This window comes from Larkinella humicola, assembly GCF_008727875.1.
GTDB lineage: Bacteria > Bacteroidota > Bacteroidia > Cytophagales > Spirosomataceae > Larkinella > Larkinella humicola.
In genome coordinates, this window is record NZ_VTWS01000001.1 from 1,595,128 (window position 1) to 1,609,875 (window position 14,748).

Consider the following 14,748-nt stretch of genomic DNA (forward strand, 5'->3'; position numbering starts at 1 on the left):
GTTTACCGAAACAAGTAATAACAAATTACGTAGGCCAGCCAGATCCAGGCACCCTGAGCAAGCCCCAAGCCGGTGGCATCAGACCAGCCCGACTGGTTATTGATTCGCCGGAAAAAAACCGGCAACAACGTACAGATGACTCCTTCTCCCACGATGATGTATAACGGCGCACTTCCAATCATCTGACAATGAACGTAATACCACCATCCTGCGTCTTTGGCCCAGTGTTCCATGAGCGGAATGATCGACAAACCCAGCAAGGCTGCGGCCAAAACCGCCACCCACAGCGGCTTCCAGGTACTGACCAACCAGCCCAAATAACCGATCTGAACCAGAATCACGGCCCAGGCAAACGGCATGTACAGCGGTGATCGGATGAGCATGGGTTCATCATTCGGATAAATCAATGTTCCCGTTGCATCGACCAGCCACCAATCCGCCAGTAACTCACCGACTCCACCAATCAGCCCGAAGAGTAGTAGTTTTTTCAGAAATACATCGTGATACAGCCAGGCAAACGCAACCAGAACCGTGTACGTACCGTAGGCCAGCCAGGCCGCCGACTGCCAACCCAGTCGATAGCGGTCGCTGACAATGCCGATGCCCAGTACCAGGCCCAGCGTTAGCAGAATGAAGTAGGTTCGGATGCGTTGGTGATGTCGGGTAACCGGTAGCGAAATCATAGAAAAGGTCGTTTGACCACGACTTTCATTTTTTGAAAAAAAGCGTTTGCCGAAGCCACCGTCTGCACGGTTTTGGGCACATCGGAATGCCAGTTCAATCCTTTCCGATACCGGATTTTATCGAACCACCGGAAGGGTAACAACAGGAAGGGTTCGTGCAAATCCCAGAGTGTACACAGCGGTGCATTTGAACCGGAGCGCTTGATGATGTTGTTGACGGCCCGGCGGGCGGCTTCGTTGGCGCCTTCCATCGAAGCCAGATCTGTAAACGTCTTTACATAATCGGAGGCCAGAAACAGATTGGGAATTTCGGTGTACGAATTGGGGCGTAAATCCCAGGTGTTGGTTAAATTCACCAACAGTTTTTCTGTATTCTGGAAGGTAACGCCATTTTTTTCAACAATATCGGAATCAATGTAATACGTCACTAAACTCTCATCATGCAGGAGAATCTTCCCCTCGACGTTGAAACTTCGCTTCAACTGGGCCCACACTTCGTCTTTAATTTCGGAGAAAGTGCATTGCTGAGCGGATTTGCCGTACAAAATCCCCGGGGTTTCCCAGTCCGAAACATCGACCGACAAAACGGTTTTAACCGTACCATCACCATATCCGCTGACCTCGAAATCACCCCAGAACTGGAGCTGGGAAATCGCAGTCAGCGCCCAGGGCGTATCGACGCAGATAATATGGCCGTCAATGATGTCTACCTGATCGGACAAGTAAAACTGAATCCCGTTCATCCAGTCTACATTATTGGCCAACGTACTGATATTTTCCAGACAGGCATCTTTGTACAACATGTTCTCGTTGATGAGCGGAGCCATCGCTTCGACTGGCATCGCCGAAATGTAGTAATCGCCCTGAACGGTTTTCCGGTTGCCATCCGCATCCTCGACAACGACGCCCGTAATGGTCTTTTTGTCGCAGAGAAATTCAACGGTTTCCTGCCCTTTTTCGTAGTATACCCCTCTTTTCACGAGGTAATCATACCACGGATTGAGCCAGACGTCATTGGTCGGGCCGTTGAGTACGCGGTCGACCTGAATTTCCGGATTCAGCAAATCGAACACGAGTTGAATCAGAATATCGCCCCCGGTTTTCGTACTGGCTTTTCGGGCTTTCGCAGCCACCAGCGTTCGGGTCAAGCCATTCACAAACAGGGCTTTGTAGGCATCACTGTGGTCGTCGGCTTCCGTAAACTCCCACCAGCCGATGCTTTCATAATCGTCAAGCCGGCGGGTCTTGCAACTCGTCATGAGTTGCCAGAGCTTGTGCGCCATCAACTTCGACTCACCCGGTTTCAGCCCCGTGTGGGTTTTGAAAATGTCATCATAGATCACTTCCAGATCGGCGAGCGAGGTTGGAAATTTGCTCAAGGCGATGATGGGCGCCTGATCGAACCGGGCCATCATCATTTTATTGCTCTGCACCAGGTTATCAAACACCCCCCGCTTGTTGGCTTTCCCGGTTTTCGGATTTAAAAAGGGAATCCGCTTCATGGTGTCGGTGATGTGCCGGTAGAATCCGGGGAAAAACCGGAAACCATGTTCGCCGGGGAGCGGCAGACGCCCCCCGCTGGCACTGCCGGGAACATTCACGCTGCGGGCCTTACCGCCTACGTAATCGGGTTTCTTTTCATATACTTCAACGGCAAATCCCCGTTCAATCAATTCATGGGCCGCACTCATACCGGCTACTCCTCCGCCGAGAATAACTACCTTTGGACTCATAGCTTTGCAATAATTTGGGTTTAGGGAAACCGGGTAGTATATAAATTGGAAAAAAACCAATTTATACTTAAAATAGGTCCTCCGCAATAAGATAATTAAAATATTACCGTTTGCCTACTAATAGTCACTTGTAATGAATATTCAGACAGATGTTGACAACCGTAACTATTTGTAGTACGTTTGATTAATCACCCGTTATTAGCCTGTATTCGATGAATCTGCGGAAAGCTGAGGAGTTTATCCTTGCTAAATTAAAGCGCGATCTTTCGCCCACTCTCTATTACCACGGCCTACACCATACCCTGGATGTGGTTGATGCGGTTTCCAAACTGGCACAGGCAGAGGATGTTACCGACACTGAATCGCTGACGCTGTTGCGAACAGCCGCGCTCTACCATGACTGCGGTTTTATCACCACCTACCAGGGCCACGAGGCTGAAGGGTGCCGCTATGCCCGCGAAACGCTGCCTCAGTTTGGGTATCCTGCCGAGCAAATCGAGCAGATTTGCGGAATGATCATGGCAACCAAAATACCGCAAACTCCTCAAAATCTGTTCGAAGAGATCCTGTGTGATGCCGATCTGGATTACCTGGGTCGGGCGGACTTTGACCCGATTGCCAGCTCGCTTTTTGAAGAATTGAAAGAGCGGAATTTTATTCGCGACGAAGCCGCCTGGAACCGAATTCAGGTCAGTTTTCTGGAAAGCCACCACTACTGGACCAAAACCGCAACAGCTTTACGACAGCTCAACAAGCAGGAACGGCTGAACAGTCTGAAAGAAATTGTCAGCCATTATTCGGTATGACCGACATGGTTTGGATTTTCTCGTTTTGCAACCGGATTCGTTGACACAGAATTCGCATCATGTTCCGCAGTACTTCCTCCCGTTCTTCCATCAGGTCGTAAAAATCTTCGTGGTCGATGCGGAACAGCAGCACATCGGAGGCCACAATGGCCGAGGCTGATCGCGGTTCAGTGTCGAGCAGGGCCAGTTCGCCGAACACATCGCCCCTTCCGAATTGTGCCAACCGCTGCTGGCGGTCAAAAATATCGACCGTTCCCGAATAAATCACGAACATACAATTCCCGATTTCGCCCTTCTGAAAAATGGTCTGACCATCCTGGTACGTGACTTCTTTCATGATCGGAGCAATCGTGCTCAGGATATTTTCGGGCGTATCAGCAAATAGTCGGGTATTCTTCAAAACAATAACCCGCTCAAAATCAGAAATGTGGGCTTCCGTTGATTTCATGTGTTGACTAGCTATCGTAGGATGATCGGCCAGCAATCGCTGGTACCATTCGGGATGATGTTCCTTCACTACCTGCAAAACGCCATCGGCGCTTTCACTCAGAAGCTGAATGGGATGGTGTAAATACTGGCCTAACAAACGGGTGTTTGCCAACGAGCGGGAAGTCCACCGGCGCAGGGCCACACTGATCGTCCAGGCCGAAAACATCGTTTCGCCCTGATGCAGAATGTACGTTAATAAAGGCTCCTGCGCATGAAAAGGCTCCAGTTGGGCATCGACCAGGCGGACTTTTTCGGCCACCGGTACATCGTCGAGCAAAGCCTGTAAACACTGGTACACCACCCGGGGAATCAGGTTGTCGAGCATCTCCAGCGCATTCGCGCGACGTTCACGCGAGGCATGGTCGATTCCCGTCCGAACGCTGGCAATTACGTCACGGTCATACAGTTGCATGAGCAGAAAGAAAACCCGCTGCAAGAGTAATCCGATTTCATAATCGAGACAAGCCAGCAGTTCTTTGTCATTTTTATGGAGACTGCCGTGGAGCAACCGTTGCGCCAGTTTCAATTCTTCCTGCAAAACCGGGTAGTAAATTTCCGATTTGGTAGCGACGCTTTCTAAATGACTCAACGCCCGCAGAGCCGCCATCCGAACCGTCAAGTCGGGTTTGCCGACGAGGGTAGTCAACACGTGATGGCTTTCAGGAACTTTGATTTTTGCACAAACCGACGCAATCCGGCGAATCAGCAACGTATCGGATGACGCCAGAACAGCTTCTTCCAGAAACGGAACAGCCGCCGTTTGCATGTCGCTCAGGCTCCGGGCCGCGGTTCGCCAGTAGAGTTTATCGGATAACAAGTTGACAAGTTGGCGGGTCAAAGTGGCATTTTGCATGACCCCCGCCGTTCGGATGGCTGCATTCACGACGGCAGAATCGCTACTTTTTAGGGAGGTTGTAACCAGGTCGCTGCGTTGTTGTAGTTGAAGCTCCCGGATGACCTCCAGAACCGCCATTCGGTCGGATGGATCGTTCGATGTACTCAACTGATCCAAACTTTCGGTAGCTGACTTGGTATGCGGGCGGTTTTTCCAACTCCCCAGAATGGCGCCTTTGCGGGTCGTTAGTTCCGGGTGGTGCAGCAAATCCGCTACCGCTTTCGCATCGGCTTTTGGCAATCCTGTGTATAACCGACTGGCCAACGCCCGGATCGCCGGTTCGGGATCCTGAATGGCCAGACGGGAAACGAGCGGAGCGTCTACGGGAAATTTCAAATCGATAAACGATTCCAGCGCAAACCGGCGAACCGGCAATTCGGCATGCGTAAGCAGTGTGGCCGATGCGTCCGACAGTTTTTCCGGATGGTGCGTTTTGAGCCAGTTTATGGCGTTGATAACCTCCTCAACCCGCGCGCTTTCCAGGTTCGTCAACACCAGATTCAACACTTCTTCGGGCGCGGCCAGTTCGTTCGTTTCCAGAAACCGCCGACTCAAAGCCGACTTTAATTCATTCAGGTAGTTTTGATACGTTCGACGGAGCAGCAGGAAAGCCACCAGCGTTCCGATGCCCATCCAGACAAACAGCACCCACTCGTTCAGCTCCGGATACGCATGAAACGCGTAAATCATGACCCCGGCCAGGGCCATCCCGAGCGGTTCGTAATACCCTTTGACGAGCGTATGACCATGGAGCCGTTGCTGGGTCGTCAGGGGCTGGAAAAGCACCAGAAAAACCGGATCGAACAGCGAACGGCGCATAACCTCGAACGTCAGATAGAGCGCACAGTAGTACAACAGCCAGGTCGGCTCGCTGACCTCCAGCACCCAGACAATCCAGAAAACGATCACGCCAATCAAGGCCGTGATCGGGAGCAACTGCAGCGAACGCCGGATCCCCAGTCGGTCGAGTGCCTGTCCTGAGATGATCACCTTCACGACCATGGCGATCAAGTAGGTCAGCGCCAGGACTTTACTCAAGTACTGAAGCAGCGAGGTGGTTGAATGGATTTTGTATTTGACGTTGATGAAAAATGCGTATTCCACGCTGGCGGCAACCGTCGCCACCGCCACCAGACTCAGACACATGGAGGTGATCAGACGGCTGTTGCCAAACAAATGCTCGACTATGAGCGACTGGTTGGGTTGCCGAACGCGCGAAGAACCGTGCGTTGCGTGAATATCGTGGGAATAATAGGTAAGCCGCAGGATGTAGATGGCCGCCAGAAAGGAACCGAAAGCCACAATCAGCAGGAAAAACATGTCGGTGTGCGCGTGAACCAGGGCAGCCAGAATGGCCCCCATCGCCTTGGCGGGCATATCACCCGAACTGATGACGCTGAACAACCGCTTGCTTTGCCGGACATCGAACACCACCGCCGAAACACCCCAGAACTCCAGATTCGTGAGGAGATAGATCATCCGGAAACCAACCATGATGGCAATGGACGACCACACGGAATGCCCCGCCAGAACCAGCACATCGATGATGAACGTCAGGATAATAACCGCCCACAAAACCCGGACGGCCAGCGTTCGAAGGGCCAGAAGATGCTCGTAATGTGCGTACAATTTCCCCACGATCATCATCGCAATCGCGGAACCGATGTAGGCGATGGGCAGACTGGTTTCGGGGTGGTTTTCGAGCAAAATGACGTTAGCCGAAACGTAGACCAGGATCGTCCCAATGCCGAGAAAGAAGTTATGTAAGAAAAATAACCAGACTGTTCGAACTTCATGATGGCGTACACCAATCGAACGGTAGAACTTTTGTGCTGGCGACATGCCGGTTTTTAAACTTGCTAATGATAATCAATAATACTGCTTTTCCGCCATTCTGCCTACTTTTACACGACAATTTGCAATTTGATCATGGTATCACAACAAACCAATAAACCATACCAGCCCCGGCACCCCATTCGCATCGTTACGGCAGCTTCTTTGTTCGACGGCCACGATGCTGCCATCAATATCATGCGCCGGATCATGCAGGCATCCGGTGCCGAAGTGATTCACCTGGGCCACAACCGGTCGGTGGCTGAGATTGTCGACTGCGCCATTCAGGAGGATGTGCAGGGCATTGCTGTTACGTCGTACCAGGGTGGACATGTCGAATTCTTTAAGTATATGATTGATTTACTTCGGGAACGAAAAGCGGCTCATATCAAGGTATTTGGCGGTGGCGGTGGCACGATTTTACCCGCCGAAATAGACGAGCTGCACCAGTATGGCGTAACCCGGCTTTATTCGCCGGATGATGGGCGTACGATGGGGTTGCAGGGCATGATCAACGACTTGCTGGAACACTGTGACCACCCGACCGGAACAGCCGATCACCTGGCGAAACTGAACGGACAACTGGCTTCGCTCGCCCAGACCAAAGATGTGAATCTGATCGGAGAATTGATTTCGGTGGCGGAAAATGAACCGGAGTCGTACGAAAAAATCGACCAGTCGTTTCAACAAACCGACCGCGGTTCTATCCCGGTTTTGGGGATCACCGGAACCGGTGGCGCGGGCAAATCGTCCCTGGTCGATGAACTCGTTCGGCGTTTTTTACTGACGAATCCCGACAAAACCATCGCCATTATTTCCGTCGATCCTTCGAAACGCAAAACCGGGGGTGCCTTGCTGGGCGACCGCATCCGCATGAATGCCATCCACCCCGACCTGGCAGCCGGTCGGGTGTATATGCGCTCTCTGGCGACCCGTCAGGCCAATCTGGCGCTCAGTAAACACGTTCGGGATGCGATCGAGATCTGCCAACAGGCCCGCTTCGACCTGATCATCATTGAAACCTCCGGCATCGGGCAGTCAGATACCGAAATCACCGAGCATTCGGACGTCAGTTTATACGTCATGACGGCAGAATACGGTGCCGCCACGCAACTGGAAAAAATCGACATGCTTGATTTTGCCGACGTCATCGCCATCAATAAGTTCGACAAACGGGGGTCGTTGGACGCGATGCGGGATGTTCGCAAACAATACCGCCGAAATCACGCAGTCACCAATCCCGGGATCTGGGAACTCCCGGACGATGAACTTCCCATATTCGGAACGATTGCATCCCAGTTTAACGACGCAGGCATGAACGCGCTGTTCTCGAAACTGATGCAACTGGTTCAGCAAAAAACCGGGACTCATTTTCTGAATCAGGTGCTTCTTACTCAATCCTCGGCGACAGCCTCGGCCATCATTCCGGCAGAACGGGTTCGCTACCTGGCCGAAATTGTCGAAACCAGTGACCAGTATGATGCCTTTGTGAAGGAGCAGGTGGTTATTGCCCGGAAGATGTATCAAATCGACGGGGTCTTGAAAACCCTGTCAGCGGTCGAAGACCCTGACAGCGGTTTGGGTGATACAAATTCAATTCAACCGCTGTCAGGGTCTTCGACCGCTGACAGGGTTTCAGACGACAGGGTTACGCCAGACCTCCAAGCCCTTTATGCCGACTTAGAAAACCGCCTTCACCACGATTGCCGGCGACTTCTGGAAGACTGGCCGGCCCTGAAGCAGAAATACCGGGCGGATACCTACCAGTATCAGGTTCGGGACAAAACGATTCACCAGAGCCTGTTTTCAACTTCCCTGTCCGGTTTACGAATTCCGAAAATCAGTTTGCCGACCTACGAAGACTGGGGTGATATTCTGCATTGGCTGCTGACCGAAAATGTGCCGGGCGAGTTTCCCTATGCCGCCGGGGTGTTTCCCCTGAAGCGCGAAGGCGAAGATCCCGCGCGGATGTTTGCAGGCGAGGGCGGCCCGGAGCGCACCAACCGACGGTTTCATTACGTCTCGAAAGGCATGCCCGCCAAACGGCTTTCCACCGCGTTTGATTCGGTCACTCTTTACGGCGAAGACCCGGATTACCGCCCTGACATTTATGGCAAAATCGGCAACTCCGGCGTCAACATCTGCACCCTGGACGACGCCAAAAAGCTCTACAGCGGTTTTAACCTCTGCGACCCGGCCACCTCGGTTTCGATGACCATCAACGGCCCGGCCCCCATGCTGCTCGGTTTTTTTCTGAATGCCGCCATTGACCAGCAGTGCGAGTTGTATTTGCGCCAAACCGGCCCCCAGCCCCCTGATGAGGGAATGGAAACCGTCGAAGCAAACTCCCCCTTCAGTGGTCTGGGGAGTAAAGTTGCTTATCAGGGCGAATTACCAAACGGTAATACGGGGTTGGGATTGATGCTGCTGGGCACCACCGGCGATCAGGTTCTGCCAAAAGAGGTGTATGAAAAGATTAAGGCGGATACGCTGCGGCAGGTACGGGGAACCGTTCAGGCGGACATTCTGAAAGAAGATCAGGCGCAGAATACCTGCATTTTTTCGACGGAATTTGCCCTGCGGATGATGGGCGACATCCAGCAGTATTTCACCGACCGGCAGGTTCGCAACTTTTATTCCGTCTCCATCTCGGGCTACCATATTGCCGAAGCGGGTGCCAATCCGATCTCGCAGTTGGCCTTTACGCTTTCCAACGGGTTTACGTTTGTGGAATATTACCTCGCCCGGGGCATGAAAATCGACGATTTTGCCCCCAACCTCTCGTTCTTTTTTTCCAACGGGATGGACCCGGAATACTCCGTGCTGGGTCGCGTGGCCCGGCGAATCTGGGCGAAAGCGATGAAATACAAATACAAAGGCAATGAACGTTCGCAAAAGCTGAAATACCACATCCAGACCTCCGGCCGGAGTTTGCACGCACAGGAAATCGCGTTCAACGACATCCGCACTACCTTGCAGGCCCTGAGCGCGTTGTCGGACAACTGCAATTCCCTGCACACCAACGCCTATGACGAAGCCATTACGACGCCCACCGAGGAAAGTGTTCGGCGGGCGATGGCCATTCAGTTGATCATCAACAAGGAGTTCGGCCTTTCCCGACACGAAAACCCCTTGCAGGGCTCCTTCGGAATGGAAGAACTTACGGATTTGGTCGAACAGGCGGTTTTGAATGAATTCCGTAGTCTGAACGAGCGCGGTGGCGTTTTGGGTGCGATGGAACGCATGTACCAGCGCAGTAAAATTCAGGACGAGTCGATGGTCTATGAAATGCAGAAACACAGCGGCAAACTCCCCATCATTGGCGTCAACACATTTCTGGACCCCAACGGGTCGCCCACCAGCATTCCGCAGGAGGTCATCCGCTCGACCGACGATGAAAAACGCTACGCCATCGAATCCCGGAAAGCCTTTCAGGAACGGAATCGCGAAGCGGCTAATGCGGTTTTGAAACAAATACAACAAACCGCATTAACCAACGGCAATATCTTTGAAGCCCTGATGGAAGCCACGAAAGTTTGCTCACTGGGACAACTGTCACGAGCCTTGTATGAAGTGGGTGGCCAATACCGCCGGAATATGTAGAAAACGCAACAGTATGATCATGAAAGGGACTTGTTTTTATAATCCAAGATAGTATCGGGCGGCTTTGTTAAAGTTGGGGAGAATGTTGAAATTATGTCAAAATCTAACCTCTTTCTCCCACCTGTATGAAAAAGATCGATACGGTCCGTTATCATTGTTTCGGGCTCATTCTGGCAATGCTGTGGTTATCAGACATTGCTTTTGCGCAAAACCAACGCTACACGCTAAGTGGTCGCGTTACCGATGCCACGGGGCAAGGTCTGCCCGGCGTTACCGTCGTACTTACCGGAACCACACTCGGTTCTGCGTCCGACGAAAATGGGAATTACACGTTTGGCGTTTCGCTGCCTGCCGGGACGTATTCGCTCAATTTCAGTTTCATCGGGTATACGCCTGTGAAACAAACCATTTCACTGGGTAGCCAACCCACCATCACGACCAATGCGTCACTGAAGGAAGACGCCATGAACCTGGACGAAGTGGTGGCCACCGGCTCGACCACCGAGACCTCCCGGCGCGAACTGGGAAATGCCATCAGCACCATCCGGGCCGAAAGTCTGTCGCAAACCGGTTCCGGCGGGCTGCTCAACAGTTTACAGGGGAAAGTTCCCGGTGCGCAGATTACGCAAAACTCCGGCGATCCGGCGGGTGGAATGTCCGTCCGCTTGCGCGGCATCAAGTCCCTGACCGGCTCCTCCGATCCGCTTTATGTAGTCGACGGCGTGATTGTCAGCAATGCCAGCACAAATGTGTCACAATTGGCCGTGGGCAATCAGATTGGTCAGTCGAACCCCAGCCAGAACCGCCTGGCAGATATCAATCCGGCCGACATTGCCACGGTGAACGTTCTGAACGGAGCAGCCGCAGCGGCTCAGTACGGGTCACGGGCCGCCAACGGGGTGGTGCTCATTACGACCAAACGCGGGCAAACGGGCGCCCCGCGCGTGAGCTTTTCCACCAGTTACAGCGTGAATGAACTGCGGAAAAAAGTGTACATCACGACCTATCCCAAGCAGTTCGGTTTTGCCGATTTACGGCTCCACACCATTGGTGTCCCATCGGCGGCTCAACTGGCAGCTAATCCCGGCGTCACGACCACCCCGATCGTGCGGGATGGCGTCGCGGCCAATCTGGCAACGAACCTGGTAGACGTCACGCGCTACGACTATTTCGATGAACTATTCCGTACCGGTACGGGAACCGACAATTCCATTTCCGTATCCGGTGGCCGTGAAAACACGCAGTATTACGTTTCCTTTGGGTATCTGTACAACCAGGGCATTCTCAAAAATACCGACTTCCAACGCTACAACCTTCGCGCCCGGCTTGACCAGCGGCTGACCAACTGGGCCAAAATGACCGCCGGTTTGAGTTACAGCAACAGTTTTTCGAACGAAAAGGCCAACGGTAATGTGTTTTACAGCCCGATCAACTCGGTGAACATTACGAACAACATTTGGGACATCACCAAACGCGATGCCGCCGGCAATTTGCTGGCCGTGGAACCGTCGCGCGTTAACCCGCTGTCGACCATCGAAGACATGCGTTCGACCCAGAGCACCAACCGCACCATCGGCGATTTTCAGTTGAACCTCACACCCTTAAAAGGACTAAGCGTCGACTGGATTCTCGGTGTCGATTCGTATTCGCAAGTGGGCCAGAACTACATCCGGCCTTACCCTTACCAAGCGACGGCCGGTTTGCCGCTGGAGCGGTATCCGAATGGGTATGCGGCCACGGCCAACAACCAGGTGCTTTTGCTCAACTCCGACTTCAACGTATCGTACGAACGGCAGTTCAACGAGAATTTCAAGCTGAACGCGATTGCCGGTTTCAACTACCAATACAACCAGGCCGACTACACAGTGGCCGCTGGTCAAAACCTGGCTCCGTTCATCGAAACCGTCAGTGGCGCGGCCAGTACGACCGTCGGAGCGATTTACAACCTCGACCGGTATAATTTGAGCGGCTATTTCGGACAGGTAACACTGGGTTTCAAGAATCTGGCTTTTCTGACGGCGGCCGTCCGGCGCGACCGTTCCTCAAAATTTTCGCCCACTGAAACCAACCAGATTTATCCCAAATTCAGCGGTTCGTTCGTGGTTTCGGACCTGAATTTCTGGAAAAATGTATCCTTCAACAACGTCTGGAATGGCCTGAAACTGAGAGCTTCGTACGGCGAATCGGGCAATTTGTCGGGGTTGGCTTCCTACAGCCGGTTCTGGCAATTCTCACCAACGCCTTTTCTCGGAAAAAATACCATCATTCCGGGCGGTATTCTCGCCAATCCGCGCGTGCGTCCTGAACGCATGTCCGAGGTGGAAGGTGGTGCCGATTTATCGTTCCTCAACAACCGGCTCAATCTGACGGCTACGGTCTATTACCAGGACATCACAGACCTGGTTGTAAACCGCGTTTTGGCTCCCTCCTACGGCGGTACCAACATTGTGAACAACGTCGGACAGATGGAAAACCGGGGGGTTGAACTGTCGCTGGACATGACGCCGATCAAAACCAAAGACTGGTCTTGGGATTTCACGTTTATTTACAACCGCAACCGCAACAAAGTGCTCGAACTGGGCAGCCCGGTCATTAGCATCGGAACGGCCGCTGGCTCAATCTATTTGTTGAAAGGCCAGCCCGCCGGTGTTTTTTACGGAACCACGTACGCAACCAATCCTGACGGTTCGTATCTGCTGACGCCCCAAGGCTTTACGCAGGTTGAACGCGGCACTCAAACCCAGGGGTCGGTCAATTACACGGTCGATCATACCGGCCCGGATGGTCAGCCGAAAGGCACCCCTGTGAGTGCCGTCATCGGGAATCCGAATCCGAAATGGACGGGTTCATTTTCCAGCAGTCTGGCGTATAAAAAACTGTCGCTGCGGATTTTACTCGATGCTGTGCAGGGTTTTGACGTTTACAACTCGGACAAACGGACCCGCCAGGGCGTCGGAATCGGCGAATACGCGGAGAAGGAGTTGAAAGGTGAATTGCCGCGCGGGTACATCTATTCGATCTATAACACCGAAGCCTGGCGGATTGAAGACGGGTCGTTTGTTAAACTCCGCGAGCTGGCACTGAGCTACAAACTGCCGTCACTGGTCAAAAACATGAGCAATTTCAGCATTTCGCTGGTGGGTCGTAACCTCTATTCGTGGGACAACTACACCGGTTTTGACCCCGAAACCAACGCGGGCGGCACGTCCGATCTGGTGCGCGGTCTGGATTTCGGCAACGTCCCCATTCCCCGTACCTACCAGGTTCAGCTTTCGGCGACGTTTTAATCCATTAGAAAAATGCGGAATCACCCTTCATCGTTTTAACTTTTTACGATCATGATCCTGAAAAAATATACAAGTGTATGCTGCCTGCTGATTATCCTGATCAGCCAGAATGCCTGCCGCGAAGAGTACCTGAACCCCAGTGCCGCCAGTGAACAACAGGTGATCAACTCCCCTGACGGCCTGCTGGCGCTGGCCAACGGCCTGCAGTCCCGGTATACCGCCGGTCGGTTGGGCGCGATTTACAATGCCGTTGCCGCCGGGGGACTAACCACCCGGGAATTTCGGGTACTGAATGCAGGGAACGTCGATGAAATTGGGCTCGAAGCGGGTTTGGCCAACGTGACCAATCAGAATTCGGTGGTACGCCAGCTCTGGACCAGTTGCCTGATTGTCAATTCCAATGCCGACATCATTCTGGCCAATACCGATAAAATTGCCGAAGCCGGAACCAAAAGCGGTATTGTGGCCTACGCAGCCATTTTCAAGGCGCTCTCGCTGGGAACCCTCGCGCAGTTTTTCGAGCAGGCTCCCATCAAGGCGGGCGAAAATGCCCCTTTTGTTCCCCGCGCCCAGTTGCTGGCCGAAGCCATTGCTCAACTGGAAGCTGCCGCCACGCTGGTGGGTTCAACCCCGTTGTCTGACAAATTCAAACTCGGCATTGTTCCGGGCATCGACATTCCCAACACCCTTCAGGCGCTCATCGCGCGGTATAGTTTGTTTGCCGGTGATTATACCAAAGCCCTGGCAGCCGCCGGAAAGGTTGATCTGACGAAACGCTCTTTTTTCTCGTTCGACGACAACACCCGGAATCCTATTTTTGAAACCGCCTTCAGCAACCGGAACGTCATTGAACCGACCAATGCAACACTGGGTTTACCGACGGTTTTAATGCCTGATCCGGCTGACAAACGGATTGCGCTTTACATTCGGACAACGCCCAGCGCAACGCAGAACCTGGGTACCGGTTTTGCCACGGCCAACAACGCTCCGCTTCCGGTTTATCTGCCGGGCGAAATGCTGCTCATCCGGGCCGAAGCCTTGATTCGCTCCATTGGTTCCGGCGGTTCGCCAACCAATGTGACTCTGGCCATTGCCGAGCTAAACAAGGTGTTGACGAAAACGGCAGCCACCGATGCCTGGGGCCTTGGTGCCGCACTACCAGCCTATTTGGGTCCGGTTCAGGCGGCTGATGTCCTGACCGAAATTTACCGCAACCGGGCCATCGAGTTGGCCTACAGCGGTTTCCGGCTGGAAGACAGCCGTCGCTTTGGCCGTTCAGGACCGAGTGTGACCGGCGAACGCAACCGCAACTTTATGCCGTATCCCCGAACCGAGCGGGATAACAACACCAGTACGCCAGCCAAAGACCCCGACTGACACCCCAATCATCCAAACTTTTTGAGCGGGCGGTAGCTGATG

7 protein-coding genes are annotated in these 14,748 nt (G+C 53.1%); 4 read left to right on the plus strand and 3 right to left on the minus strand.

Annotated elements, in window-relative coordinates; translation table 11 throughout:
* Positions 1-2: 2 nt before the first annotated feature.
* Together F0P93_RS06835 and F0P93_RS06840 are read right to left on the minus strand one after the other, a co-directional pair.
* On the minus strand, positions 3-683 hold the full coding sequence (locus F0P93_RS06835) for a DUF6989 domain-containing protein (RefSeq protein ID WP_150875583.1): 681 nt from the start codon (positions 681-683) through the stop codon (positions 3-5).
* Positions 680-2,416: a hydroxysqualene dehydroxylase gene (locus F0P93_RS06840; protein WP_150875584.1), complete on the minus strand. Its 1,737-nt coding sequence runs from the start codon at positions 2,414-2,416 to the stop codon at positions 680-682. Before F0P93_RS06840 ends, F0P93_RS06835 begins: the two co-directional genes overlap by 4 nt.
* Positions 2,417-2,628: 212 nt before the next feature.
* Here F0P93_RS06840 and F0P93_RS06845 point away from each other — a divergent pair, with 212 nt between their 5' ends.
* A complete protein-coding gene (locus F0P93_RS06845; RefSeq protein ID WP_150875585.1) occupies positions 2,629-3,222 on the plus strand; it encodes an HD domain-containing protein in 594 nt (197 codons plus the stop codon).
* Here the strand turns inward: F0P93_RS06845 and F0P93_RS06850 are convergent.
* Positions 3,203-6,448, minus strand: coding sequence for a cyclic nucleotide-binding domain-containing protein (locus F0P93_RS06850; RefSeq protein WP_150875586.1), 3,246 nt, complete (start codon positions 6,446-6,448; stop codon positions 3,203-3,205). The two genes, F0P93_RS06845 and F0P93_RS06850, sit on opposite strands and share 20 nt — an antisense overlap.
* 87 nt (positions 6,449-6,535) lie before the next feature.
* On the opposite strand from F0P93_RS06850, the gene F0P93_RS06855 reads away from it, so the two are divergent.
* From F0P93_RS06855 to F0P93_RS06865, 3 genes are all read left to right on the plus strand, one after another.
* On the plus strand, positions 6,536-10,042 hold the full coding sequence (locus F0P93_RS06855) for a methylmalonyl-CoA mutase family protein (protein ID WP_150875587.1): 3,507 nt from the start codon (positions 6,536-6,538) through the stop codon (positions 10,040-10,042).
* A gap of 125 nt (positions 10,043-10,167) precedes the next feature.
* Entirely contained in the window at positions 10,168-13,329 is a 3,162-nt protein-coding gene (locus tag F0P93_RS06860; protein ID WP_150875588.1) for a SusC/RagA family TonB-linked outer membrane protein, read from the plus strand.
* A 57-nt stretch (positions 13,330-13,386) separates the two neighbouring features.
* Positions 13,387-14,706 (plus strand): RagB/SusD family nutrient uptake outer membrane protein, encoded by a 1,320-nt coding sequence (locus tag F0P93_RS06865; RefSeq protein ID WP_374756768.1) that lies wholly within the window; start codon positions 13,387-13,389, stop codon positions 14,704-14,706.
* The last annotated feature ends 42 nt before the right edge of the window (positions 14,707-14,748 follow it).